This window comes from Nostoc parmelioides FACHB-3921, from assembly GCF_014696625.1.
Taxonomy (GTDB): domain Bacteria; phylum Cyanobacteriota; class Cyanobacteriia; order Cyanobacteriales; family Nostocaceae; genus Trichormus; species Trichormus parmelioides.
The window spans coordinates 36939-61758 of record NZ_JACJQL010000021.1 but is presented as its reverse complement, the minus strand read 5'-3'; the positions used below and the strand labels follow the sequence as shown (position 1 = coordinate 61758).

Here is a 24820-nt window from a genome sequence, read left to right as displayed (position 1 = left end):
TTAACTGCAAGCCCTTGCCTTATAGGGGTTTGCACTCAACGGTTAGGTCGTTGACTTACCTATTTCGGTCACTGCTAATAATTCAGGCTGCTTGTTTGTTCCAAGCTTTTGATGATTTAGAGATAGCAGCCAAAGCATAGCCCAAGGTGTGCTTGTGAATTTTGGGCATTTTGTGAAACGACATATCTTGACCCCAATCTTGGACTGACTTGGTGCCAATATGTAATACTTGCGTGAGAGTTTTGACACAAGTTGCGCGAAAATTGGCGTGGGAAACAGTTTGCAGTATTTGTTTTTCAGTTAACCCTTCAAGGAGTATTTTTTCTAGAAAGGTTTGAGCATCTACTTCCGGTGCATTGTATTCTCCTGTCAAGATGCTATTTAGCTGGTTTGGTACGATTTCGGCGGCGTGAATGTAAGCAAGTGTAAATTTACAATAGTTAGGTATTCCGTCAAAGTTGAGATCGCTTCCCCACTTACGAACTGTTGGTCTTTGTACACCTAAGACTGCACATAGTACAGTGATGCATTTTTTTCGATATTGCGAATCTGTTTCTTCTTCAAGAAGTTCTCCAGAACTGAGTTCGGCAATACCGAAACAGTGGCGTAGAAATTGTCTGGCTTCTAACCTTTCTTTGGGTAAACTCTTGAGCATTTCATAGTTTTTCATAAATGATCCCTCACCTAAATGCAATTACAGCAACTCAAGGGACAGAGATACATTTTGTGTATTCTCTGCATAGCAATTATGTGAAGCTAGCTGTAATTTGTTAGGCGTAACTCTAAAATGTGATTTGTTGTTATTAATGACGTTGGGAATTAGTCAAATCAAAGACAAAAGCCGCAATAGCATTTATCCCTGTATGTAAAATTCCATTGACTGCTAGATAACCTTGACGACTCCAACCAGCCCAACCAAACTGCTCTCCTATATGCCCAAATTCAGCAATAATTGTTGATTCTTGGGTTTCGATGTTAGGCAAAGGTAATAATTGGCGTAATTGCGTTATTTCTTCCTGTTGTTTGGTATTAAAAACTTGAAGTTTGGCTAGTTCTTCTTCTCGTAATAAGAGTACATTATTTAAATGCTCAACTTCCGACATTAAAGGTGTAATAGTTTTCTCCAACTCCGAGTTCACTACTTTAGCAGCTTGGCTATTGAATGTATTGCTCCATCTGTTTTTGTTAGCATCTTCGAGAGCTTTTTCTAATTGGGCTACTCGTTGTTCCAATTGTGCCTTTTCTGTTTGGAGTGACCGCACTTTCCCTAGTTCGCGTTCTGTTTCAATTAGCTTTTTAGCTACTTCTTCCTTGGCTTGGGCCATTTTTTGGGCATATGCTCTTGCTGCTTGGAGTTCTACAGTTGCTGCTTTTAGTGCTGCATCTCGAATTTCAACAAACCGCCCCAGTTCTTCTTCGGCTTTTTCTTGATTTTGTTGTGCTAAGGCTTCTGCTATTTTCTGCTCTAGTTGAGCCGCAGTGTAGAGTTTTTCAGTTGTGTAAAGCTTTGTCTGTTTGGGAGTAATTTCGGCAGTGGACACTTCTACTTGTAACTGTTCTGGTTCAAACAGGCGCTTAGTTTCTAGTCCCATAGAAACTGTATGGTCTAATAATACCCACCACAAATCTGAGTCAGTTTTATCCCATTTAGAAATAATGATGCCCCTACATCCAGTACAACCCATATTGTCCTCGACCACGATAACCCGCACTCCCGGTGCAAACTGTGGCTTAGATAATGCGATAGAATCTGATTTCCTAACAACCAGAACTGACTTAGAGTTATAAAGAGTATTTGCTTTAGGAGTAGGCAGTTTTGAGGTTGCTGCCGCTTTAATTTGTGCTACTGTCTTTTTCCCAGTACCTACCAGCTCCTTCACTAAGTCAGTTGAGATTTGAGTTAACTGACGCAGGGCTGCAACGCTCCAATTCTGTACTTTCTCGCGCACAAGGCGTTGTAACCTTTTCGGAAGCTTCTCAAACCAAGTGTATATTTCCATTGAGGCTTTAGCAATGTAGCGTGATGCCCCAAAGTCAGGGCTATCGAGCCATGCTGCAAAAATCTTTTTCCCATCAGTGGCCATAGCGATGCAGTCGTCATAGACATGCTGCAAAGCTCGACCACTTTCTAATAAACCATCAAAGGTCTGGCGAACAAACCCTAAGAAGTTACCCAACGTTGTTCGGGCTTTGCTTTGTAGTTCAGGTTTTTTAAATTGGTTGTAATCGAAGCTGTAAGTTATTGCAAAAGGAGCAATGGCATCGGCTTGTTCTTCGATATATTGCTCTAATTCTAATTGGGCGATCGCTTGGTTGTCGGGTAAAACTACGATCGCTCCTTGCAGTTGTGTCATGATTATATTGACCTCGCAAGGGGTTGACGTTAGCCGTTGCGATTCTTCCTGGAAGTCGAGTGCAGCGGCTTTCTGTTACTAATTCTACTTGTGTTAACTAAAAGCGTCAACCCGTTGCGGTAATGCAAATGGTAAAGTTACTGTAATGGATATGAAGCAGTTAAGAGAGCGGTTAAATCTCAGAACCGTCGATGTAGCTAGTAAAGTTGGTGTTGGAGAATCTTCTGTACGCAATTGGGAGAAAGGGCGTACTATACCAAAACTAAGAATTGATCAGACAGCAGCATTATGTAAGCTTTATGGATGTTCAATTGAGGAATTAGACCAAGCAGTTAAGGAATCCATAGCTAATGCTTCACAATACCAAGATTGAAAATTTCCTATTGTTTTTAAAGATTACAAAGGAAGAGAGAATAGCACTTAACTATTACCAAGCTATTATCAGCCGATGATTTGCTAATTTACTTGTCGAATACCAAAGCACTAACGGACAATAAGAAACAGGAAGGTGAATATGCGATAACACAGGCAGTAGCAATTACAGAATCAAAAATAGATCTGTATGAAATATTCAGGGTGAACAGTATCAAGTAGCATTTGTGGGCTTGGTCAAATCTGATACGGTATAAGATGCAATTATTCAACCCAGTAGGCGCAAATGTTCTACACTGCCTGACTGATTGCATCTAACAAAAACAAACCCAAGTCTTTATGCAGTGCTTCATTATGCTGCGGACAACCAGTTGAATGTAGACACCTTGGACAACCTGCTTCACAATCACATTCAGCTGCCAGCGCATATGCTTTAGCAGCGAAATTAGTCAAATCATTGAATTCCCGGTACTCGACGTAGTATATTTTTTGCCACTAAAGTTTCAAACTGCGATCGCATTCCTTTAGCAGCTACAGGGTCATCAATTAGTACACCAGCTTCAATATTGCGTTCGTGGGCGGCTTCAGTAAAGTTGGCTGAAGTTACAAGCAGGCGTTCTTCATCTACAACAACACATTTCGCATGAAGACAGGCTTTTGTACCTGTACCTGGGGCGAGCGAACGGGGGTCATAAAACACTTCTGGTAAGCGTTGTCCCGTCCATATCTCTTTACGGAATGTGTCTGCAAACTCTTTGAGAAGCGTTGACTCTGGTAATTTATTGTTGTGCGATCGCTTCACATTAAGGAACATCCTGACATTTATCTCTGGATTTGCATCCATCCGGGAAGCCAGCACACCAAACAAAGCTTGTGCTTTTTTCCCTTTGTCAACAGCAAAACTAGAAATGAGGATGCTACTTTTGGCCGTGCTGAATAACTCGCGCACGACAACGCTAGTATCGCGGCTTTGGGAACCAACAACCTCCTGTCCTGTCCAAACCAACTCTACTCTGTCGTGTATTTCCTGTGATGCTGACCGTTCTGCTGCTAGTAGACGCAATGTGTAAGCTATGTGGTCAGGACTAGCACCCATTGCATTAAGTCGATTAAGTTCCTCAACAACGCTGCTACTGAGAATTTCTGGGACGTAGGTTTTAATAGTTGATATGTTAAAGGGTGAATGAAGCCTTCCTGTTTCAAAGGCTGTAGCCAAACTGAGCAAAACTGGTCGGCTCAGTTGGAGAAACGCTGTCATGACAATTCCTGATTGAGAAAAAACTCAGCACCCAAACCCTCAACTGTAGCTACGACAAGCGCCCGGTCAAGAAATTCGTTACCACGTTCGCAGGAAGATTCAGCAATTAATAAACATCCATGACAGGCTGCACCATGCAAAAAACGCTCCTCTTGTACGTTGTCTGGCTGGTGTTGGGCGCAAACAGGGTCATTAGAACATAGCCTTCCTAATTCTAGGGCGGTAGTTAGATGGTACTCAATTCGCTTGCCAATTTGTACCAGACCTCCCAAAGTTCCCTCCGACCCAGGAGAACCAGTGTATAAAAGAATTCCATAGCCAGTGTCACCAACATAAATGCGTTCACGAATTGATGAAGCAGCATAACCACATTCTAGAGATACTGCTGTGATCAATAGATGTGATAAAGAATGCAGCATAATATAAGGTAGCCCAGGAAATTTAGCTTCTGGGAGTGCCTTGCGCTTCTGCCACACCTCGAAGCCCCTCAACAATTCCAGTCCACGTTTTTGTACCGCAGGCTGCTTTACGCAGTTTTCTATTGCCTGTTTTTGAAAACTGATAAATACACCCTCACCACGGTTTTCGATGGCAGGAACCCAGCTTGGTTCGATATCAAGGACTGCCCGTCGCACATCAAGGGCCAATTCGCCATCAATATCAGGCATTGCAGGTTCAAAGCGGGTGAACCCGACTTGGGCAATGACCTCTCGTAGCCGATGTACTAAAATAATCCGGTCAATACGAGACGATAATAATGAGGGCAAAGCAGTTAACTTGCGGGCGCGGGCGTAAAAGTCTCCATCTGGGGCATCTTCTCCCATCTCTTCTGGGCTGGAAAGCAAGGTTTCAATTTCTACTTGCTTAATACTTTTACCTTGGTCTCCATGTCCACTTTGCTTGCGCCGTATTTCTGCCCATACAGCTTCATCGCTAAATCCCTCTAAGGCGTTGGCAACTTTTTGTTTACGGCGTTCTCTTTTGACATCATCTGAGCTTTCTGCATACTGAAGAAAGTCTTCATAGACTAAATTAACTGCTGCTCGCAGGGCTTCATCTGAGTCTGGGAGGGAGATAACACTCAAAACTTGAGAAAAGTAGGTATTACTTGCAGCTCTTACTAGCAGTCGGTTGTACTCTGGTTTACCAGTGACGCGGGAAACGCAAGGTTCAAAAGCTTTTGGCCCAAGCCAAGGACGATGCCCCAAACATTGACCCAAAATTTTGCCATTGGGTACTGTGGCATCAGAGAGGGGACGACGAGCGCCGCAGGCTTCGCAGCGAACGAAGATATCTACGAAATCGTTGCCAGAACCACGTTCGTCAAGCCAAAGTTGACCCCGGCATTTACTGGAAACATCGCTATTGCTGTGGACAAAGCGATACCAGTCGATATCACTGATGTGTCCGTTAACACAAGCTTGGACAAAGCGAACGGGGACAACTGGGATTTTCTTTTTGGTATCGCTGAGGTATTTACCTTTAACTAAGCTACCCCAAGGTATCAGAGGACGAGTACGGTATTCTTTGGCGTTAGGAGAAGTCCAAGTTTCTTCTACTTGGGCGACAAACCAAGTGGGGAAGGTAAAAGCTGAAATCCCACTTCTGGCGGCGGCTGGGTCTTGCTCGTCTGTAGGTGGTGCATACATGGTAATGTCTCTGACACCCAAAATCTCGGCAACCCTGGCTGCAAGGCGGTCTTCGTAAATTCGCCGTCTATTACCCCGCCAGTGGTTGAGTCCGCCGATGATAACTGAGTAATTTGGTAAGTCCACCATTGCGCCGGGGCCAAAGGTGGAGATAATTTGGCTTTGCCGTATTTCTCCTGAAGGCTTGCGTTTGCTTTTTGACTTCATTTTTCGTCCTCCTCAACCTCAAAACCATCAGGGTTGCAAACCCACAAGTTGACTGTTGGTTCTACATCTCGCAGGCTGCGTTGTGCTTTGAACTTGCGTGCTTCCATTGGTTGCTTTTCAAGTTCTGGGTCAAGGGGGTCAAATAATAATGGCGGCGCTTGTCCTACTTCTTGTTGGTATTGCAAGCTAATTTTTTGACTGGCGATGCGTTCCCAAGTGTCCAGTAAATCTTTCACCCGTCCTCGAACTTTTTGACGTAGTGCTTCGGCTTCCACAGCATCAAGTTCTTTATCGTGCATTTCTGCGCGATCGCTAATGGCATCGACAACATATTCTAAATCCTGCCGATGTTGTAAAATCTCGATAGCGCGGGGTGGTGCAGTCATGCCAGGATGTCCTAAACGCGCCAAGGCAACGGAAATAGCGGCGATACCCCGGTCAATGGCACGAGGGGAAAATGGGGTGACGCTAGTTGCTTCTACAGAACGATAAAAGCTGGTATGCCAAGCTGGGAAGCGTTCGTAGTGAGAGCGATCGCGTGGTCGATGTATATTTAATAATGTAATCACCAAACCAGGGCGATTTTCATCCCGTCCCACCCGGCTGGTAGATTGAATATACTCGGATGCTGTTTTTGGTTGACCCAACACGACCATTAACCCTAGACGGGTGATATCCAAACCCACGGATATCATATTTGTTGCTAAGGCTACATCGATATGTTTCTTCTCGTGAAATGGTAGTGCCAAGCAGCTTTTGATTTCAGCAACAACATTAGTGCTGACACGGGAAGTTAATTCCGCCGGTTCATAGGCAATTTGACGGTCAGCAAATAAACCTTCAGTTTCGTTGACTCGTTTTCTCAGGCTATACCTTGCTAGACGAGAATTGACTTCATCTTCTACGATGCGGCGACTACCACCTAGCTCGCGTAGGGAGTTAAAATATCCCAGCAAGGTCATGTAAGGGTCTGCGGGGTTATCAGGATTTTTTGCTCCTCCTGCTGCTTGATAATGTTTCTGTGCAGCACCCAGTAGTGCTAAGTAAGTTCGTAACAGTACCACTTTTAAGCTTCGTCCCTGGGCTGCAATGCCTACATAGGTACGGGCATTACTGACACTTGCTGGTACTGTTTTGGCGAAAAATGAATCGCGGCGATCTGGGCCGGGAGGTGGGAAAATATCTACAGCATCTCGACCAAATAAGGCTCGAATTTGTTTACTAGCTCTCCGTACTGTTGCGGTAGAGGCAATAATTTTAGGGCGTAATTTCTTACCATTAATTTCTCGGCTGCTCAGTTCGTCAATGGCGGTTTCATACAACCCTACCATTGTTCCCAAGGGGCCGGAAATTAGGTGCAACTCGTCTTGAATAATCAAGTCTGGGGCTGGTAAATGACCAGCAAGTGCTTGACCGCGACCAGGATGGGCAGGCCCGTAAAAACCATCTTTGTCATAACGGTCTACCAGTCCAAATAATGCTCCAGTTTCTCCTACCCAAGGGAGATTGGCGAATTTATCGACGGTGGCGATAATAAAGCTGGGTAATCGTTGGTAAATTGGTTCATCTACGGCAACGATGGGCAACGATTGATTGCGGGTAAATTTGCATTTGCGGTTGATACAAGTAATTTGCAGTGATTTTGGCTGATTTGTATCTGGTAGTAATTGAAAGGAATCAGAGGTAAACCGTTTACCGCACCAAGGACAGTTTTCTAAAGGGATGGGTGAAGGTTTGCGGGTGTCATTTTGAAAGGCAATAGTACGGGCGCGGGCGGTGTATTCATCGTTATCGCCTTTTTTTCCCATACGGTTGGGAGTAGCGGTTTGTCCCACCCACAGTCCAATTTCAAAAGGCCAGGGGCCTAATTTTTGTGTATCTTTTTGTCTTTCTAACTCTAAAGCGCAGACAAGAGTAGCAGCACGGCTTAGTTGGTCGAGGGTAAGGAGGCGCAGGGTATAACGCATCAAAACACTTACGCCAGCTGAGTTTATTGTGGGGTTTCGCAGGCGGCGCAATACCATTGCGAATGCTGCTAATCCTAAGTAAGCTTCGGTTTTACCACCGCCTGTGGGGAAGAACAGCAAATCTACTAATTCTCGGTCAGGGTGTTCGGGATGGGCGATACCAACCAAGTTCATTAATAAAAACGCCAGCTGAAAAGGTCGCCATGCCGGAGGTCTGACAGATTCTGGGGTAGTATCTGTATTGTGGGTAAGACGCTGGCGGATAGCAGTGGCGATCGCACGATTGGCAATTTGAAATGCTTCTAATACATTAGGATCATCTAGTGCTTGCAATCCGGCAGCAATGCGTTTGTTTGCCCTGGTTGCCCGGTTGAGTAAGTCGTTAGCAACTTCCAGTCGTTCTGGTTCACTGGGAAGATTGAGCTTTTGTGCTTCAATCCACACCCCATAAGCATCAACTATCCCAGACATCATATTTCGCAGAGTTTCCACCGTGGGTGCGGCGGCTAGTGCTTCCATCCCCAGTTCCACACCTGCAACTTGCTCAGGTACTACCTTTTCTACATCAGCAATGGGCATCCAAGCAGTGCGGACTTCTTGACAAGTAGTGTCATCGTTGGTGACAGCAACAGCTGAAACGTTATGTCCCACTGCATACTCATAGTCATCTCGATACTGTAAATCTGCTACCTTCTCATCCCAATCATCACCATGCCGTCCGCGCAGGTTGGGACGAGGGACGAGAGAATAAGGAGTGCGGACGATGAGGCAAGTTTGGAAGGCGAAAGCAATATCGCTGTAGGGGTTGGCGGCGGGCGGGCGATAGTTCACCAAGAATACGGATACGGAGCGAGTACCAACAGGAACTAACTCCGCCGCAGTTACGGGACGCACTGAGGTAACGAGTCTCAAACCATTACTACCAGGAATTTCCCAATGTTTGGGTACATTACTTAAATGGAGAGGAACAGTTAATTCTGCTTGTCCGGGGGTTCTTTGCCACAGCCGGGGTAACTGGAGTTGGCTTTTAGAGTCTTCCTGACTGTCTTCATCCTCTTCATCAACTGGACTGTAATCGCCCCAGTGAACAGTAACATTGATTTCCTTAGCGGTTGCTGGTACAAGGATGCTTAAACCCATTGATGAGGGGAAAAATGCTCTCCGGGCGGAGGCACTGTCGGGTTGCTTTTCATCATCGCCAGCGTTCACCTGAGAAATCTCGTCTATGTCATCGTTACCTATATCTTCTGAACGCTGTTCTACCGAAGCTTCATAAGGCACTAAAAAACCCGTGAGATACCACTTAGATGGAGCTTGGTCGATAATTTCGTCAACATGGGCGATATCATTGGGTGTAGGCCCCACTAAGTCAAGTTGTAGGGCATCAATGAGACATGAACGCACTTCGGCAGGAGTATTGGGCATAGTGTATCGCTGTTTACTCCTTTAAAAGATATAACAAGCAATTAACTGTTTTCTTATGTTGCCCGAAGTGTTTAAAAGTGTCAAATAATACTTTATTCTATCTTTACAATCAGAAATTACTATTGAAGTGGGTTAATTCTGCTTTGTAACTCAATTAAATCTGGATACTGATTAACATCAAGTTGATTCAGCACCCAATCAAAAAAAGCGTTCAGAGAAATATACTGAGGTTTCTGTTGCTGCATTGCTTTTTGAATATCTTTACCATGAAACCAGATCAAATATTGCTTCTGTGTCCAAAATTCCTCTTGGGTAAACTGCTGCTGATATACAGCAAGGCTTTGTTGAAATCTGGCTAATGTAACTGTTCCAACTGCTTGTTGAAACTGGTTAATTAGTGCTTCAGCTTCAGTTTGACAGTCTTGGAGGGTGAGTGAGGATGGGAGTTTACCACTACCACCTGTCCATGTTGTTTTTAATTGATGCCGACTTGCACTTGATTGCAACAAGTCGGCTAATGCCCATCTTACTGCTTGATAATCTTGCAAACTGATTGCAGCTTCTTCAATCCAAGTTGCGATCGCCTCAATCCCTGGTGAATCTCCATGTCCCCATTTGGAAGTGGGATTTTCTTGTTTTTCTAGATATTTTGAGTGCCAATAATCGTGAATTAAATCGGCATTTATTAAATAATTTTCCACACAAGCACGATGGGTAAGCAACATGGATTGGAATGGGATTAATCCAATGTTGGTAGTAGGTTGAGCGTCAAAATCGCGATCGCGAAAAATGATAGCTTGTTGATTTGTCGTTCCCTCTCTAGAAAAGTAACCCTGAACAAAACCTGAAAAGGTAAATTTACTGCCAGAGGGAACAATTGTGGGCTTATTTGTTCCAAGGTTCTCGACAACTCTGTTAAGTAGTCTAAAATCTAAACTAGTTTGCTTGCCCTCACAGAAAATAATTTTGCCACTAACGACACTCACAATTACACCTCTAGCCGGATAATATATGCTTCAGGTACTAATTGCTCTACATAATCAGAGTGGGTTGTAATAATAAACTGATTATTTGTGCCTAATTTGGGTAAAGCTCTCAGTAATGCCTGTTGCATTGGTGGATGTAGGTGCAATTCAATTTCATCAATTAGAATGACAGAGTTGTGAATATTCCAACTAGCAAAGTCCATTAACATTGGGAAAATAGCACGTTCACCGCCGGACATCTCAGAAATTTCATACTGGTTTTTACCGTCGTATAAATAAAACCAGGGTTCACTTAAGATATCGTCTACATTCTCTCGCGGAACTGGGCCTTCAAAACTGCGTTGTGGAAAGACTGCTTTGTAAGCGCGTTCAATTTCGGCGTATAAATCCTTTTGTCCTGGGCGTAGATTGGGAATTTTACGGCTTTCTACATCTTGATGAAATTGTCGCAACTTAGAAAGGCGATCGCGCAACAGGTCTTCTGTAATTTCTAGTTTGCGTTCTGGGTCTTCTGTAGTTAGGCTAGTTGAAGTTCTCTGTTCTGTGTACCAAAGAATTGTACCCACTCGTTCAAATACTGAAAATCCTTCAGCACGGAGTAGTTGTTTAGCGTATTCTCGTCCTTTAAATTGAAATAATTCCGCAGCACTATCTGCTTGAACACGCCCATTTCGCCATTTAAGGTTAACAATATGCTTTTCAGCAGGAGGCTGCAAATCACGACCCATTTCTCGTAATTTCTGTTGAAAATACCGCACAGCTTCGAGTTCGCTAGATGAAAACTGCACCTGTACAGTTACCTCCGGCTCAAATGCTCCCCAGTTACTTCCAAGCAGTTCATAGTTAAAACCTGCCCATTCTAAATCGGAAGGTTCTTTTAAGCGTCCGGTTGCTGTACCGAGAGTTGCGGCGATCGCTTGTAAAAGACTTGTTTTTCCAGCACCGTTCATGCCGATGAGAACAATAATATCTCGCGCCAACCCAGTTTCTGGATCTGTGAAATCAAATGTAGAAGACCGGAATTTTTTAAAGTATTTTAGCTGTAGGGATTGAATTTTCATAAGCTAGTCTCCACATCAAATCCCGGTATTATTGGTGTAGTTTCCCCAACCTTTTTAGATTTAGTTTTGGTTGTTTTTTTCTTAGTAGCTTTAGCCTTGGGTTTCTTTTGTGCTGCTTTACCGCCGAGAATTTCAGTTTGCGCTCTTTTTTGGTTAAGGTTGAGTAGGCGTACTAATACTTCATCATGTACTTCTTCTGTCCAACGGTAACGCCAAGGTTTTTTTCGCTGTCGTCCGTTGCTGGTTTCTTCTTCCTCATCTTCATCGTCGTAGTCTAGTAGGAAGGTGCAGTCGGTGGGGATATCACTCCATCTGTAAGCTTCGAGTACGGCTTTATCCATCGCGGCGTGCAGTGAGCGTAATTTTAGGATATCAGGGTCGCGTTCTTCTGGGTCGTGGAAGCGGTTGTAAGTGTCGGTTAGTCCCTGGTTGTTGCGAACCATTAAGGCGGCGCGGTATTCGTAGTATTCTTTACCTATGGCTTCTAGGGTGGGGTTAGTTTCCCAGTTTTCAGGGAAGGGGAAAGTTTCAAAGCAGTCTGAGGGGGTGTAGCGGAGGTCATCTTTCATTGATGAACCAAAAAATCTCGCCCAAATTTCATGTATGCGAGATTGTAAGATTGCAAATGCCGACATACTGGAAAATGCAAATACAACTAAAGCATCAGACCATATTGCTCTTGAAGGAAGCATTGTTAACGTCCAATGTGGTTGATGTCTAGAACAAGCTAAAACATTATTTAGTTGATGAATAGATGCTTGGAAATCATTTCTTGGTCGCCAAAATAACCACCAGGGAGCTTTAGCTACATCAGAAGCTTTTGTTAAACGTGAGGGTTTAACTTTTTGCTCCAAAATTTCTATTAATTCTACCCATTCTCTGGCTTCATGTTCTTCCATCGAACCAAAATTAATAACATAACGCTTGTGAGAATGCGTAGGACTTTCATTAACTTCTGAACCACCCAAATAAGGAAAAATACGCTCTTGATTTTTTGGATTATTAGATAACAGTGTGTTCATTAATGAAATTGGAGAAGCGTCAGGATCATCATCTGCGAATAAAAAACCATTTCCATAAAGTTCAATACCCTTGGTAGATTTACCAGACATTTCTAAAAATTTGCTTGGATTATCATGACCTCCGGAGTGGACAAGAAAAGCAGTAATTTGTTGTACAGGTTTTTTATCGAGATAGAAAGGAGGTGATATTTTACCTTTAAAAATATTGATAATACTAACAATTACTGCGGCTTGACCAAACCATTTAAATCTTTTTTGTGCTTCAAAAATAATACCGTTATTTTTACAAATCCATCGAAGTCCTCCATAACGGGTATCACCTTGAGCAATTGTATTAGTTGCAATCAGCCCTAATGAACCACTTTCACGTAATAAATCAAATGCACGACGGAAAAAATAAGCTACTAAATCCGTTCTATTTCCTGTTTCTGGAAACTGTATTGTAATCCAATCGAGATATTCTTTTGAAGTTGCACCAGAAATCATTGTTCCACCCAAAAATGGTGGATTTCCAACAATTGCATCAAACCCCGGATTCTCTCTATCAAAAACCTCTGGAAACTCAATATCCCAGTTAAATGGAATAATCCCCTTATTTCCACTTCGCAACCTGTTAGCAATTTCCTCCAAACTTTCAGTATCAGCTTGGTGATATCGCCACCTTCTTACCAATTCTGCAATCTCAGTTTCTCTCTTCTCTCGCTGCTTCTTATTACTTCCTTCAAAAAACGCCGCAATTCTTACGTCCCCTGTTAACCGCGCTTGGTACAATTCTTGTTCTACTTTGTATAAATAATCCCGCTTTTGGTCATCATCAGCATCACTGCGGGTATCCAAAGCCTGAATTTCCGCTCGATAAGAACGCGCACGGTCAAGTTGCTCTTTTAAATATACAAATAGCGGTAAATCGTCAGTCGCATCTTTACCAAAAGACCCAATCTGCTCTTTCCTCAACCCTACCAGCGAATCCCCACACTTGAGGGCATGGTCAAGAAATGTAAACGGTAAATCCCTCGCCAGCGTCACCAACCATAAAGATAACTTCGCCAAATTCACCGCAAACGGGTTTTTATCCACACCATATAAACACCGTTGCGCCACCAAGCGACGCGCAATTAATAAAGGTTCTTCTTTGCCAGAATTGCTAATTGTTGCATTCTGGTTGGGATGCCTTTGGCTGGCGGAGCGATCGCTAATTCCCATTTCCTTGCGGGTATCGTTTTCCTCGCGTTCCCACGCTTCCACCACCTTCTCAGCCAATTGACGACAGGTTTCTACCAAAAACGCACCAGAACCCATCGCCAAATCACAAACTTTCAAAGATAAAATCTGTTCCGCAGTCGGTTTTTCTCCCAACGCTTCCAAAACCGGACGCAGGGTTGTTTCCACAATTGGTTTAGTCAGTGACCTGGGCGTATAATGCGAACCAGAACGCCTGCGTTCTTCCCCTGGTTGCAAGTACAGCGAACCCACAGGCAACAAATTTGGTGTTTGCCGCGATACCTTGCGACCTAGTGCAATCACTATATCTTCCAATGACTGCGCTGCTTTCAGTTCCTTGAGGGCATTACCTGATACTTCGCAATTTGCTAATTCCTTGAGTAACTTTTGGCGATCGCTCGATTTCGTTGCCAAAATCGCTGCTACATCAACTACCACCGTTGTAGAAACTTTGGAACCCTTGGGTTTACTGTAAACTCCAATACTGGGACTTTCTGCCCGTTCCACAGCAAAACCCATAATGCCTTCATATACTGAGCCAATTTGCTCTACATCTAAGGATCTATAAGATAGCCGTTCCCCTTCTAAAATTAGTAATTTTTCTAACAACCGATAAATCACACCATCGGGTATTCGCGGAGGCTCGATTGCTTGACCCGCCACAAACTTACTACCGCGTGGGCGACCTTCCAAAAACGCATATTCATCTGGGTCAAAAAGCTGACCATGCCGTGCTGGTAAATACTCTGGTGTTTGTCCGCCCCCATCATAAACTAAGCGAAATAAACTTAACAGCCATACCCACGCCCCATAACGCTGATCCATCGTGTCAGGGTAATTCCCCGCGTCTTCTCGTAGCCGTTCATACAATCCAGATACAGAATAGTTACGCTGGTAAACATCGTCTGGTGGCATTAACCCTTCGTCCTCAGCGTAGAGCAAAAACACCAGCCGCATCAGTGTAGTGATTAATCCACCATAAATGTGTTGCGGATTTGTGGCAGCAATTTCACTTAAGAGCTTACCATCAACAGCCGCATCCGCCATCTGAAACCCACGCAGCAGTTCCCACAAAGCATCTAGTACTTGGTTAGCCAAGGTTGTAGAAACTTCTGCTTGGTACTTACGGCTATCTTCCAACAAATTTTGTAACCGACGGCCTGTAGTAGCACTAAACACGCGAAATGCCGATAGCAGCATTTCCATCGCCCCCAAAATCAGCCTTCCAGACACCTCACACATCGCCTGCACTGGAAAGGTCAAGTGTCCAGAAGACTCGCCCCGTGGTGCATACACCAAACGCAGCAACCCACCATTACACAACAAACCTATGGGTATTTGCGTCTCCCGCAGCAACCGCTCAAATTTAGCTTGGGGGCTGGCGTGCCAACCACTGCTAGACTTAGTTAATTCTGGTGCGACTACATCCAACTCAGTACCAGAAGAAATTAATTGCACCAAAATCTGTGGCTTGTCGCTATCTGGGTCAGGGACAATATAGGTAGGCGCAAGAATTTCGCTGTAATCAGGTAAAGCTATCTCATATTCTGGTGATGGTTTAACAAGGTCGCTCTCAGCCCAGCCTAATACATTAACCGTAAAAGCCAGAAAATCAGCAATCAAGCCATCCTCATCAACCGCAGCCAGCAACGATTGTTGCAAATCTACAACATTCCGGTTGACCACCGCCTGCGCCTTCACCAACGCCGGGGGAGATACCACCAACCCTACAGGCTGGAGAAAACCCAACCACTCTTTGTGTCTGGTGATTTCTGGGTCAATTGCCATCGTTTCTCCTTTGCGGTCTTTGAGTCTGGTACAGTTTGTTTACTTAATCTGATAACATCAAAATCTGCTAATGCACACGATTTTGGTGCGATGCGAATAAAAATACAACTAATTCGCGGTCAAGATAGCATGACCGTGGAAGCAGATTTAGTAGAATTAGTGCAAAAGCACGTCAATGATTATGCCTCAGAGTGGAAAGAACAATTAAGATTGTACGGACAAGAAGATAAATTTTGGGACTGGGAGTTTAAACTTCAGTTCGTTATTCACAGACAACCAAACCGCGAAGGCTATGCAATTGAGTATGAAGGCAAAACTCAAGGGTTAATGCTGATTGAAACTCAAATGCACGGTTCGCGTATCAGTGAGGGTAAACGGTTAGTATACATTGATGGAATTGCTTCTGCGCCTTGGAACCGGGAATTTATTCAACGCCCACCCAAATTAAAAGGCGTTGGTACTGCACTCTTAGCATTTGCCAGAAACCGCAGTATAGAACTAGGTTACGAGGGTAGAGTTGGGTTGCATTCGCTACCAGGAGCAGAAGAATTTTATGATAATCAAGGGATGATTGATTTAGGAGAGGATGAGGATTACGAAGACCTGGTTTATTTTGAGTATGGAGTTCGCCGTTCTTCTGAATAAGGTAGCGAGGTGAAGTTAATGAATCAGGAAGAACCTAATTATATTCAAAGCACTTTTGATCAAGAAAATGCAGTAAATCCGATGGATTTATTGTTTGATGAAAAATGGTTGAGAAAAGCTGTTGAAGCAGAAGATAAAGTAGGTGGTAATATTGGTGCTGGATTGGATTGGGGTTCTGGATTTGGCGACCTCATGCTTAACTTTGAACTTTTAGGACGTTTAACAACTTTACGAGTTTCTCTTAATCGAGAAGTGCGGTTGCTGCTGAATAATTGGAATTTAGGAACAGCTACAAAAATTGCGGTAAAAACTGCAAGAGATAGATTACTTCAAAGATTAAGACAACCTACACCAGAAGTCAGAGAACAGATACTCATTGTTTTGGGAAAAGATGAACTTTACGGCGAAGAGTTTATCTCTAATCGAGAGATACTGCGCGAATTGCTGGCGGTGTTGTTGAAACAAGAAGATTGGGAAACTATTGCAGCAGTTGCAGCAGATGCGTTAAAAGAGACAATTATGTATCAAGTTTCTGTTGAAAAAATTTCAGCATAAGTCATAGATTTAAGAATCAATTACTGCAAATTAACAACTAACCGCTAACTGGATACAAATAAACTATACCTACAGGCTCAACTCGTACTGCCTTCACTTCATAAATTGCTTCAATTCGTGCTGGTTCGCGTACTAACTCTTGGGCTAACATATTTAGCCGCTTATCCCAATGGCGACGGTCTGCTTCTAACTGACGCAATTCTTCTTCAGGAAATAATGACAGCTGTAGGGGTTGTTCGGTTTCTTGTTTAGTTTTGAGAATGCGATCGCGTTGTTCTTCTAAAATCTTCTTCATTTCCTCAGCTTCCTTTTGTCCTCTGGCTGTCAGCTTTTTCTTGGCGCGTTCAGCTAGTACCTCTGCGCGTTTGTGTAAATGTGGTGTCAACTCTCCCACATCCTGAGATGTAGCTTGACATAAGCGTTGTCTCACTGATGCGGGAACCTCTCGCAACCGGGGAGAAGCCAAGGAAGTTTCCAGTAAAGCTAAAACATCATCCTTTTGTCCTTCTGGTAAAGCTTGTAACTTTTTACGCCCTCTAGTTACTGGGTCTGACCACTCCGCAGCCACAGCAATTACTTCATCATGTAATCTAGTAGCGCGATCGCCATACAAAGATAAACGTCCTAAAATTAACACTTTGGGTAAAGGTTCATCCGTGAGACACACGCAAGCACGAGTTAATTCATCATGGGTAAAACCTTGCGATAAAAAGCGTCCCAGCAATCGCTGTACCAATCGGTGTTCCAAATGCAAGTGAACTACATCGCCATCCAAAGTACCGGAGTCACGGAAGATTACCGGACGAATAGGAGCTTCCCGCCGCCATTCCCAAGGTTTTTGACCGTGTTTTCGCGGTATTCTTAAGGTATCAAGGGTACTAGCCCAGGTGGGGTCTGTTCCCAAGCGTTGGTTAAGAGATGGTAATATCCAACGTGTAGTAGTAGGATCATTAGCTGCCTCATTAGCATCCACAGGTGCGAGCGAACTTACTCCCAAAATTTCCAAAGAAGCGGAAATAGCATCCCGAAAATGGCGGTCATCCAGTCCCAACCAGTCCTGGGAAGTTTTGAGCATTTCTTGAAGTTGTGCCACTTGGTTAACCAACTGCTCTTTCCTGAGTCTAATTTCCTCCAATTCTTCATCAACTACTTGGGAGAAAGCGTTGGCTTGAGTCTCAGACTGGTCTACTTTTTTAATCACCTCAGCAATTGAATTTGCTTCTTCATGGCGAATACCCCCTTCCAGCAATCTTGATAAATTCTTCTCTACCACTGGGGAAAGGCTACCCAGTTCTTTTTGTATGGTTGCTGTCTTTTTAATTAAGATATCTAGTACCCGGTCTTCGGCTCGCTGTGGCAATGCAAAATAGTAACAGCGAACAATAGGCGATCGTTGCAGTTTTCTATCAATCCGCCCATTTCGCTGTTCCATGCGGCTGGGATTCCAGGGAACGTCAAAGTGGAACAAATCAGCACAATTATTTTGTAGGTTTACCCCCTCCCGTGCTGCGTCGGTGGCAATGAGGATACGTAGAGGATGGCGAAACGGGTCAGTATTAAAAGCGAGTTTGATTGCTTCTCGACGTTCTTCGCTCATACCACCGTGAAATACATCGATACGCTCATGTTCCCGCTCTGAGCCTGCAATCAACGCTTCTAATTGCTGTTGGAGGTAACGTTTTGTATCTGTATACTCAGTAAATATAATTACTCGGCGGTCATTCCAAGTAGCCCCTGGTTCGCCCAAATTTGGACACAGATTACTACGAATCCAATTTTCTAGTTCTTTGATGCGGGGATCTGGCTGATAACGTGCAGCATTTGCAGTCTCAGACATTTCTTCTAGTAGTTCTAGTTCGCGGGCTGTAAGTGCAGAGGTCGTAGCTTGACTAGTTGCTGTCATCATCTGAGCATCTTCTTCCGCCTGCACTTCGATTTCATCAAGTTCAGCGCGGTCATCATCAGCCCCTGGAGGTTCCCACAGTAGCGGTAAATTACGTGACAATTTAGTTGTATTAGGAGTAGAAGCAGCTTGCTTTTCAATTGCAGTACGATGCACCTTTAAAGTTCTGGCAAATGCTTCGATAGAGGAGAGTAGGCGTTTTTGCAAAGAGGTGACAACAAGCATCGCTGACTTTTGAGTAGATTTGGATGTATCTTTTAACCGCTCCTCACGTAGTTGGCGATATTCTTGTAACAATCGAGACAGCTTTAACTCTGGGGCATTTGCAGGTAGTCCATCAATAACTATGGGGATAACTTGGCGATTAGGAAAATCTTCTCCTATTTCCCGGAGATCACGTTTTAATCGCCTTACCATCACAGTATCAAGTAGTTTTGGGTTGCGAACGGGTACGCCTCGGCAAAACCGTTGTGGGTCAAGAATTTCTAGTAATGCGGCAAAGCTGTTAGAGTGGCCGTTGTGGGGAGTGGCAGACAGAAACAGCTTATGCTCAAACCGAGGTGCTAAGTCACGGACAGTTCGTGTCAGTTGAGAATCAACAGCATATTTGGCACCACTTGCTGGGGCGGCGTTATGAGCCTCATCAAGTATCAGCATTGATGCAGCAGAAAAATCACCTAACCAATCACGTAATGGTGCAGCATAGGTTTCATCTCGGAGTAGTGCATGAGAAATAATAAAGCGGTTGTGCGTTGTCCAAGGGTTAATTCCATAGCCGCGTTCTTGACGACGGGAGGCAACAAACTCCCGGTCAAAAATCATAAAAGTGAGTCCAAATCGGCTCTCCATTTCATCGCGCCATTGTCGTACCACCGATGGGGGACAGGAAATGATAACGCGCCTCACTTTTTGCCGCATCAACATTTCACGCAGGATCAGCCCAGCTTCAATGGTTTTTCCTAAACCAACATCATCAGCAATAAACAAAGCCACTCTAGGCATCAGTAAGGCTTTACGTAGCGGCTCTAGCTGATAAGCTTTTACCTCAATTCCAGCTCTGTAAGGTGCTTGAAATAATTTTGGGTCTATTGAGGTAACACAGTTCCAACGCAATGTGTGCAGATAAGCAGAAAATAGCCGTGCATCGTCAAATCCTCGGCTGGCAACTACATCCCAATTAGTTGCACTTATGTACTGAGCATCAACTTCTCTCTCCCACAAAACTTCCAGGGGAACTCCTAGTGCATCGTCATCTAGACACGAAAGGCGAACTAAGGTGTCTTCCTCAGCAGACGGCCCAAGAACTACATCTTCTACAAGATACTGTCGGGAGCGTACCCGAACGATTTGTCCGGCTTCAAGGTTCATTGCTGGCATTTTGTCCTACATAAGTACAATGGCACTTTTCGTTTTGTCATCCGAAAGGCATTGCTGCCATAGCATACACACCTAAAGTACCGGACTTATCAACTAGTGTTAGTTATAAATTTTACCACTAGCTGTCCGTGAGACGCAGCAATATCAGACGATTATATTTTAATTTCAGACTATGGTAAAGCGTGGCATTTGCTACCAAAATCATCTTTTTGAGCTACTAACAATCAAATAATTTCAACATTTGAAATACATACTGTACTTATGATTATGAATTTTTCGGCATTACGATATTAAAACTGAAAGTTTACAGATAGAAAAGTAACAATTGATTTTGATACCAAAAATTTCACTTTTGACTATGAATTTCTGTTAGAGTGCTTTTTTCTCAAAAAAGTTATTTTTTCAATTTCTTACTCATATATACAAACGTGCTTGCATTATCAACAGGCAGTATGTAACTTGGCTAGTGTGCAGTTTATTTGGAGATAGGTTGAAATGTAGGTGTATTTGAGTTGAGCTATACCTGTACTAAACTGGCATATTTGGTAAATTATTTTCTAATTTATAAACAGTTTAGTAATTTGCTAGTTTAATTCGCTTCTCATTGATGTTGTCTTTCACTTGGAATTGAGTTTGATGATATGTGAAAACGTTATCTACACCCAAAAAACACTTGCCGAAAGATACGGGATTTCAATCTCTGCTTTACAAAAGTGGTATCCCTATGCCGGTATAATAAAACCGCGAAAGCGGGGAGGATATTTTGATGCAGCAACAGTTGAGATTGCTGATGTTTTCTACGTTGCTACAAAAATTCGGCGGTTGACGTATAAGGAATATTTACAGCAAGTAATTCCTGCTGGTGGCTTAGATGCTTATTTACAAAAAGTTAATGGCTTAACCCTTTATAACTTTTTGACCAAGCACATATCTGATGAAGAAAAAAACAACCCAATTGTGCAATCAGTAATTAGGAGAATTGAGCGCAATGAAGCATATCAACAAAGTGGCAGAGACTTTGCAGGTGTCGCCTGATGTAGTACGTACCTGCTGTCGGTTGTTAGATTTAGCTTTGCAACCAAATGATACGCTTGACGAAACAATCGAACAGCAATTAGTTCAACTTAAAGAGATAGCTTCTCGTGAAGGTATGTCCTTGGAAGAAGCTGCCCAGCACTTGATTGCAATGCGCGATCGCAAATCAGAAGTAGGCGAACACAAGTTCGACAAGCGCGAGTATATTAAACAGCGATTTGGCGTAGATCCAGAACAAGCTTCCCCCGATAGTTTTGTTGGAATACTTTATCGGGATGCAGACAGGGGAATTCAGTTAGGAGAATTACGCCATAAAGTGGTGCTTGAATCTTCCACACTTGCTCTCGAAGAATTTGTTTTTCATGGCAGTAGTTCGCTGGCTGAAGGTAATACTTCCGTTCCAGCTGGTTACGACCAGGCGCAAGAGCGAATCAATTCGCGCATTGATAACGATTTTTTCGGCAAGGTGAACTGGGGGGAAGAGACTCATCCACTGTTGGTCGGTACATCGACACCGCAGCCCAGACAGTTGAAGTCCTCGCAGCCGAAAACCGGGCAATCTCAGAAGAAATAGTAGCTCAGATGCTACCCCTCTGCTATCGAATACGGGATGAAAGTTTACTTAATTTGAGAAAAACATCTACCCAAGCAGTTGGTATAAATTTAATTTCGGTAGTAGCTGGTACTGTGGTTGGGACATGGGTAGCAATTCCCCCAACGCAGGATAAACAGGAGATTTACAGCATCCAGCCAATTTTGGTGGGTGTAGGCATAGGTGAATTAGTTGGTTTAATTCTGGCACTAGTAGTTATTTGGTTTACCAGGGAGTAAGTATGAGTGCAGCATTTGACTTTTTGGTTAACACTGCGGGTGGTTTGTTAATGAACTTGGGTGTTTCTGGGATGGTGGGACAACTGTTGGGAGTGGGGGCTGCTCTTGCCCTGCATCCTCTGTTGCTACTTACCGGAATAGTTGTGGGTGGTGCAGGAATTGCGATCGCACGCGAGTTAAACAAGCGCCCTCAGTTGCAGTTGGTTGTTGATAATACGTGAGGGGTAAATGATGTTTACTCCTACACCTGTGCGAAATAAACAACCAAGTCGAAGAAGACAAAAGGTAAATGTCACCCTGTGGACGGTTTGTTCGACTGTTAGTGCGCTGTCTGTGATTGGGGCGGTTGCATTAATGGTTGGATGGAAGCAACAAATTCCAAGTAATCAGATATCGGAGGTACAGCAAGTAAAGGCGCAAGTTGCCCAAATTCGAGAAGTGTACTTAGAAAAGCTGTCCCGTACTGACTACAATATAGACCATCTGTCCAGTTACTCCTCAGTAGAGGGTGCGCCTACTCTTACAGGCTGGCGACAGTTAGCGGCGGCATTGTGGGGACAGCAATTGCGAGGTGAGATATCCAGAATGCAAGCTAATGAGAAATCTGGATTTTACCGCCTGCACTATATGCCGGCACTGGAGATAGTTAAGTTCAACTCGCTGGATATTTTACTAGAAGCGGCTTCTGGAAATAATAGTTTTTATTGGGGATACCGCAAAACCGATGGTACGAAAGTTGAGGAGAAGATACCAACCGGGGCTGCTGCTGTGTTGATCTTGGGTAAATTAGAGGCGATTGATTACGCCCAGAATTTGGAATCTCAACCATCGGTCGATCTCAATCAAATGCTAATTCAGATTAGGAATGCTCAAGAACCATACTCGCTTGCACAGGCGCAGCTATTACGGGCGCGGGGGTATTTAGACCCAGTAGAGCAGATGGCACAGGTGGCAGATATCCGCGAGAAAATACGCCAAAAAGAGGAGCAAAGGCGAATATATCTCCAACAAATGAAGAAGCAATTACCTAATCCAATTGCTAATAGAAAACCTGTTAATAAATCAGGGGAGTGATGTCATGTATGTTAAGTTTGCTGCTGCGATAATTTGCATAGCTTTGTGTTCGCTCAATGTTGTAGCGGCAGTCAAACGTACACCTATTCGTACTACCCTGGAAGGTTCAACTCGCACAACGGTTGAAATGATGCCATCTCCCAATTCAGGAGTGCATTGGATGAGTGCAGTTATATTTTTGGCTGGGTTTACTTGTTTCTTGAGTTGGGGCATTTCTGACTATAACAATGCAGTTGAAGAAACAGATGCAGTGTCTGATAACTTGGGAAATGGCAATCAACAACTTCATGTTGGTGTTTCTAATACTGATATTCAGCCTTCTTTAATCCCCCCAGTTTCGCCTCCTGGGATGAGATTTAATAACGAGTTTTCTGCTAAAAATGTCGTTCAATTTTCTCCTCGTTCTACTGTTTCTGGATTAGGGCGAGTAGATAGTAGTCAGTTTGTTGAAGATGGAGTGCAAAATCAACCTGGAATGTTATCTCCAGAAGAGTTTTACGCCCAACTTCAAGATGAAGATTTTTGGAAAGATACTAACTCCCAAATAAATAATAAACCCGCCAGCTAGTTAGTTAATTTGAGGTCATATTATGAGTAGAAATCAACGCCGTAATTTTGATGTTGATTATTCTGAAGGTGGAGCAATTGTGCCTGCCAATCGGTTGCAAAATATGTTACAGCAGGTACAGCAAGGAGGAATGGTAAATCAGCAACATAACATTTCTCCTATGACCACTTATGATACTCAACCTGTAGAAGTTAGGTATATTAATGCACCTACTGCTTATAAGCCGAGAGTTCCTCAGATAGAAATTCCTTATATTGAGACTTGGAAAGCACATAGGTTGCATCCACAAAATCCCTGGAGATTTGGCTGGTATCCAGTATATTTTTTATCTGATGTAATTAAATCTCCTGTGGGTGTCGCTGCTGTAGGAGTGTGGTTGTTAATAATGCTGTTGAATTTTCTCCTTAATGGCAGTTACACCGGGCCAGGATATGCAGCTGGGAAGAAGATTGAAGTTGTACCGAAGGAAGTTCCTTCTTTTGCCCTGCCTGTGGTTAAGCAGTTGGATTAATGTCGGTAAAGGCAATTTTTTGGTTCGTACTGCTGGTATGGATTGCAGATATCTTGCAACCGGGGTATTTGCAGTTTTATAACTGGCGTAATGCTGTGGCATTAGCACAAAAGCTTCAATTTTTATCGCCAGCTGCTGTTTCTACTGCTGCGCCTAGTGTGAATATATCTTCTAATCCTGTCTCTAGGCACTATTCTCCTAAAGTTAAGGAATCTGCAACATCCGGAGATGGACTAAATTCTCCTGATTGCCGTGTAGCTCAGAATGATTTTGAGGAAGTATTGAGTACTGCAAAGATTGGTTGTTGGCAGGTTTCTCCTGCTAATGCAAAAAGGCGTTGAGACAATGCGAATAATCTTTGAAACTGACAGTAAAAAGGAGGTTAGTAATTCGACTGTAACTAGTTTGGATGAGACAGCCGATACTAATTCGAGTGAAAGTTGGAGATATGCGATCGCCACCTCAGTTGTCATTGCAGCTATGGTCATTCCCCAGGTTTCTGAATGGATTGAATCTCAATTGTTAGTTAAATCTCTCCAGAATCTAATACTACCTAGAACTGTTGTTAGTAATCAGGTTTTAAATAACGGTCGAATTGCCTTTCCTACTGCGGCTAGTACTCCTGTAACTAGTGAATTTGGTTGGCGGACACACCCCATTACAGGCGATCGCAAGTTTCACAGGGGAATTGATTTTGGTGCAGCCAAGGGTACTCCAATTTATGCAGTTGATGTTGGCCGAGTAGCTTTTGCGGGTGACAGGGATGGTTACGGCAAAGCAGTTATTATTCAGCATCAGGGAAGTTTATCTACTCTCTACGGTCATGCCAGTCAGCTGTATGTGCAGCAGGGACAACAAGTTGTCCGTGGGCAAATGATTGCAGCAGTAGGTAGTACGGGGTTTTCGACGGGCCCGCATTTACATTTTGAGGTTCACGTTAATGGTGTAGCGCAGAACCCCCGCCCTTATTTACACGAATATTTAGCAAACCGTTGAAAGTTATTTAGCTAT

General features: G+C 43.6%; 21 protein-coding genes. 12 read left to right on the top strand and 9 right to left on the bottom strand.

From position 1 onward, the window contains the following. Positions 1 to 82 precede the first annotated feature (82 nt). Together H6G14_RS15605 and H6G14_RS15600 are read right to left on the bottom strand one after the other, a co-directional pair. Positions 83 to 670 (bottom strand): hypothetical protein, encoded by a 588-nt coding sequence (locus H6G14_RS15605; protein ID WP_190568271.1) that lies wholly within the window; start codon positions 668 to 670, stop codon positions 83 to 85. A 133-nt stretch (positions 671 to 803) separates the two neighbouring features. Beyond that, the gene (locus tag H6G14_RS15600; protein ID WP_011316681.1) at positions 804 to 2354 is read right to left on the bottom strand and encodes a hypothetical protein; all 1551 of its coding nucleotides are present in this window, start codon (positions 2352 to 2354) and stop codon (positions 804 to 806) included. Between the two features lie 151 nt (positions 2355 to 2505). Between H6G14_RS15600 and H6G14_RS15595 the strand changes: the two genes are divergently transcribed. Then, positions 2506 to 2727: a helix-turn-helix transcriptional regulator gene (locus H6G14_RS15595; protein WP_224311777.1), complete on the top strand. Its 222-nt coding sequence runs from the start codon at positions 2506 to 2508 to the stop codon at positions 2725 to 2727. A gap of 453 nt (positions 2728 to 3180) precedes the next feature. Here H6G14_RS15595 and drmC read toward each other — a convergent pair whose 3' ends face one another. From drmC to H6G14_RS15565, 6 genes are all read right to left on the bottom strand, one after another. After that, a complete protein-coding gene (gene drmC / locus H6G14_RS15590; RefSeq protein ID WP_190568270.1) occupies positions 3181 to 3984 on the bottom strand; it encodes a DISARM system phospholipase D-like protein DrmC in 804 nt (267 codons plus the stop codon). Beyond that, complete coding sequence (gene drmB / locus H6G14_RS15585) at positions 3981 to 5840, bottom strand: DUF1998 domain-containing protein (RefSeq protein ID WP_190568269.1); 1860 nt, start codon at positions 5838 to 5840, stop codon at positions 3981 to 3983. The genes drmC and drmB overlap by 4 nt, the downstream gene beginning before the upstream one ends. Next, the gene (drmA, locus tag H6G14_RS15580; protein WP_190568268.1) at positions 5837 to 9232 is read right to left on the bottom strand and encodes a DISARM system helicase DrmA; all 3396 of its coding nucleotides are present in this window, start codon (positions 9230 to 9232) and stop codon (positions 5837 to 5839) included. Before drmA ends, drmB begins: the two co-directional genes overlap by 4 nt. A gap of 119 nt (positions 9233 to 9351) precedes the next feature. Continuing rightward, entirely contained in the window at positions 9352 to 10218 is an 867-nt protein-coding gene (locus H6G14_RS15575; protein ID WP_190568267.1) for a hypothetical protein, read from the bottom strand. Between the two features lie 2 nt (positions 10219 to 10220). Next, positions 10221 to 11279, bottom strand: a complete 1059-nt coding sequence (locus H6G14_RS15570) for an AAA family ATPase (protein ID WP_190568266.1) — start codon at positions 11277 to 11279, stop codon at positions 10221 to 10223. After that, the gene (locus H6G14_RS15565) at positions 11276 to 15310 is read right to left on the bottom strand and encodes an Eco57I restriction-modification methylase domain-containing protein (RefSeq protein ID WP_190568265.1); all 4035 of its coding nucleotides are present in this window, start codon (positions 15308 to 15310) and stop codon (positions 11276 to 11278) included. The genes H6G14_RS15570 and H6G14_RS15565 overlap by 4 nt, the downstream gene beginning before the upstream one ends. A 90-nt stretch (positions 15311 to 15400) precedes the next feature. Here H6G14_RS15565 and H6G14_RS15560 point away from each other — a divergent pair, with 90 nt between their 5' ends. Next, on the top strand, positions 15401 to 15955 hold the full coding sequence (locus H6G14_RS15560) for a GNAT family protein (RefSeq protein WP_190568264.1): 555 nt from the start codon (positions 15401 to 15403) through the stop codon (positions 15953 to 15955). Positions 15956 to 15973: 18 nt separating this feature from the next. After that, positions 15974 to 16510, top strand: coding sequence for a hypothetical protein (locus tag H6G14_RS15555; protein WP_190568263.1), 537 nt, complete (start codon positions 15974 to 15976; stop codon positions 16508 to 16510). A 37-nt stretch (positions 16511 to 16547) separates the two neighbouring features. Here H6G14_RS15555 and drmD read toward each other — a convergent pair whose 3' ends face one another. Continuing rightward, positions 16548 to 19781 carry a DISARM system SNF2-like helicase DrmD gene (gene drmD, locus H6G14_RS15550; RefSeq protein ID WP_190568303.1) on the bottom strand — a complete coding sequence of 1078 codons (3234 nt, stop codon included), beginning with the start codon at positions 19779 to 19781 and terminating at the stop codon, positions 16548 to 16550. Between the two features lie 645 nt (positions 19782 to 20426). Here drmD and H6G14_RS15545 point away from each other — a divergent pair. The 9 genes from H6G14_RS15545 to H6G14_RS15505 are packed head-to-tail and all read left to right on the top strand — an operon-like array spanning position 20427 to position 24805. Continuing rightward, the gene (locus H6G14_RS15545; RefSeq protein WP_190568262.1) at positions 20427 to 20825 is read left to right on the top strand and encodes a hypothetical protein; all 399 of its coding nucleotides are present in this window, start codon (positions 20427 to 20429) and stop codon (positions 20823 to 20825) included. Between the two features lie 22 nt (positions 20826 to 20847). Continuing rightward, the gene (locus H6G14_RS15540) at positions 20848 to 21399 is read left to right on the top strand and encodes a hypothetical protein (RefSeq protein WP_190568302.1); all 552 of its coding nucleotides are present in this window, start codon (positions 20848 to 20850) and stop codon (positions 21397 to 21399) included. An 8-nt stretch (positions 21400 to 21407) separates the two neighbouring features. Next, a complete protein-coding gene (locus tag H6G14_RS15535) occupies positions 21408 to 21656 on the top strand; it encodes a hypothetical protein (protein ID WP_190568261.1) in 249 nt (82 codons plus the stop codon). 2 nt (positions 21657 to 21658) lie between these two features. Beyond that, complete coding sequence (locus H6G14_RS15530) at positions 21659 to 21877, top strand: hypothetical protein (protein ID WP_045873786.1); 219 nt, start codon at positions 21659 to 21661, stop codon at positions 21875 to 21877. A 10-nt stretch (positions 21878 to 21887) separates the two neighbouring features. Then, on the top strand, positions 21888 to 22730 hold the full coding sequence (locus H6G14_RS15525) for a phage terminase large subunit family protein (protein WP_190568301.1): 843 nt from the start codon (positions 21888 to 21890) through the stop codon (positions 22728 to 22730). A 4-nt stretch (positions 22731 to 22734) separates the two neighbouring features. Beyond that, entirely contained in the window at positions 22735 to 23298 is a 564-nt protein-coding gene (locus H6G14_RS15520; RefSeq protein ID WP_190568260.1) for a hypothetical protein, read from the top strand. Between the two features lie 22 nt (positions 23299 to 23320). Next, the gene (locus tag H6G14_RS15515) at positions 23321 to 23809 is read left to right on the top strand and encodes a hypothetical protein (RefSeq protein WP_190568259.1); all 489 of its coding nucleotides are present in this window, start codon (positions 23321 to 23323) and stop codon (positions 23807 to 23809) included. Then, the gene (locus tag H6G14_RS15510) at positions 23809 to 24150 is read left to right on the top strand and encodes a hypothetical protein (protein WP_086834079.1); all 342 of its coding nucleotides are present in this window, start codon (positions 23809 to 23811) and stop codon (positions 24148 to 24150) included. Before H6G14_RS15515 ends, H6G14_RS15510 begins: the two co-directional genes overlap by 1 nt. A gap of 4 nt (positions 24151 to 24154) precedes the next feature. After that, complete coding sequence (locus tag H6G14_RS15505) at positions 24155 to 24805, top strand: M23 family metallopeptidase (RefSeq protein ID WP_242053450.1); 651 nt, start codon at positions 24155 to 24157, stop codon at positions 24803 to 24805. Positions 24806 to 24820 lie beyond the last annotated feature (15 nt).

Coding starts and splice junctions, on each gene's coding strand:
- H6G14_RS15605 (WP_190568271.1), bottom strand. CDS start 670: ATGAAAAACTATGAAATGCTCAAGAGTTTACCCAAAGAAAGGTTAGAA.
- H6G14_RS15600 (WP_011316681.1), bottom strand. CDS start 2,354: ATGACACAACTGCAAGGAGCGATCGTAGTTTTACCCGACAACCAAGCG.
- H6G14_RS15595 (WP_224311777.1), top strand. CDS start 2,506: ATGAAGCAGTTAAGAGAGCGGTTAAATCTCAGAACCGTCGATGTAGCT.
- drmC (WP_190568270.1), bottom strand. CDS start 3,984: ATGACAGCGTTTCTCCAACTGAGCCGACCAGTTTTGCTCAGTTTGGCT.
- drmB (WP_190568269.1), bottom strand. CDS start 5,840: ATGAAGTCAAAAAGCAAACGCAAGCCTTCAGGAGAAATACGGCAAAGC.
- drmA (WP_190568268.1), bottom strand. CDS start 9,232: ATGCCCAATACTCCTGCCGAAGTGCGTTCATGTCTCATTGATGCCCTA.
- H6G14_RS15570 (WP_190568266.1), bottom strand. CDS start 11,279: ATGAAAATTCAATCCCTACAGCTAAAATACTTTAAAAAATTCCGGTCT.
- H6G14_RS15565 (WP_190568265.1), bottom strand. CDS start 15,310: ATGGCAATTGACCCAGAAATCACCAGACACAAAGAGTGGTTGGGTTTT.
- H6G14_RS15560 (WP_190568264.1), top strand. CDS start 15,401: ATGCGAATAAAAATACAACTAATTCGCGGTCAAGATAGCATGACCGTG.
- H6G14_RS15555 (WP_190568263.1), top strand. CDS start 15,974: ATGAATCAGGAAGAACCTAATTATATTCAAAGCACTTTTGATCAAGAA.
- drmD (WP_190568303.1), bottom strand. CDS start 19,781: ATGAACCTTGAAGCCGGACAAATCGTTCGGGTACGCTCCCGACAGTAT.
- H6G14_RS15545 (WP_190568262.1), top strand. CDS start 20,427: ATGATATGTGAAAACGTTATCTACACCCAAAAAACACTTGCCGAAAGA.
- H6G14_RS15535 (WP_190568261.1), top strand. CDS start 21,408: ATGCTACCCCTCTGCTATCGAATACGGGATGAAAGTTTACTTAATTTG.
- H6G14_RS15530 (WP_045873786.1), top strand. CDS start 21,659: ATGAGTGCAGCATTTGACTTTTTGGTTAACACTGCGGGTGGTTTGTTA.
- H6G14_RS15525 (WP_190568301.1), top strand. CDS start 21,888: ATGTTTACTCCTACACCTGTGCGAAATAAACAACCAAGTCGAAGAAGA.
- H6G14_RS15520 (WP_190568260.1), top strand. CDS start 22,735: ATGTATGTTAAGTTTGCTGCTGCGATAATTTGCATAGCTTTGTGTTCG.
- H6G14_RS15515 (WP_190568259.1), top strand. CDS start 23,321: ATGAGTAGAAATCAACGCCGTAATTTTGATGTTGATTATTCTGAAGGT.
- H6G14_RS15510 (WP_086834079.1), top strand. CDS start 23,809: ATGTCGGTAAAGGCAATTTTTTGGTTCGTACTGCTGGTATGGATTGCA.
- H6G14_RS15505 (WP_242053450.1), top strand. CDS start 24,155: ATGCGAATAATCTTTGAAACTGACAGTAAAAAGGAGGTTAGTAATTCG.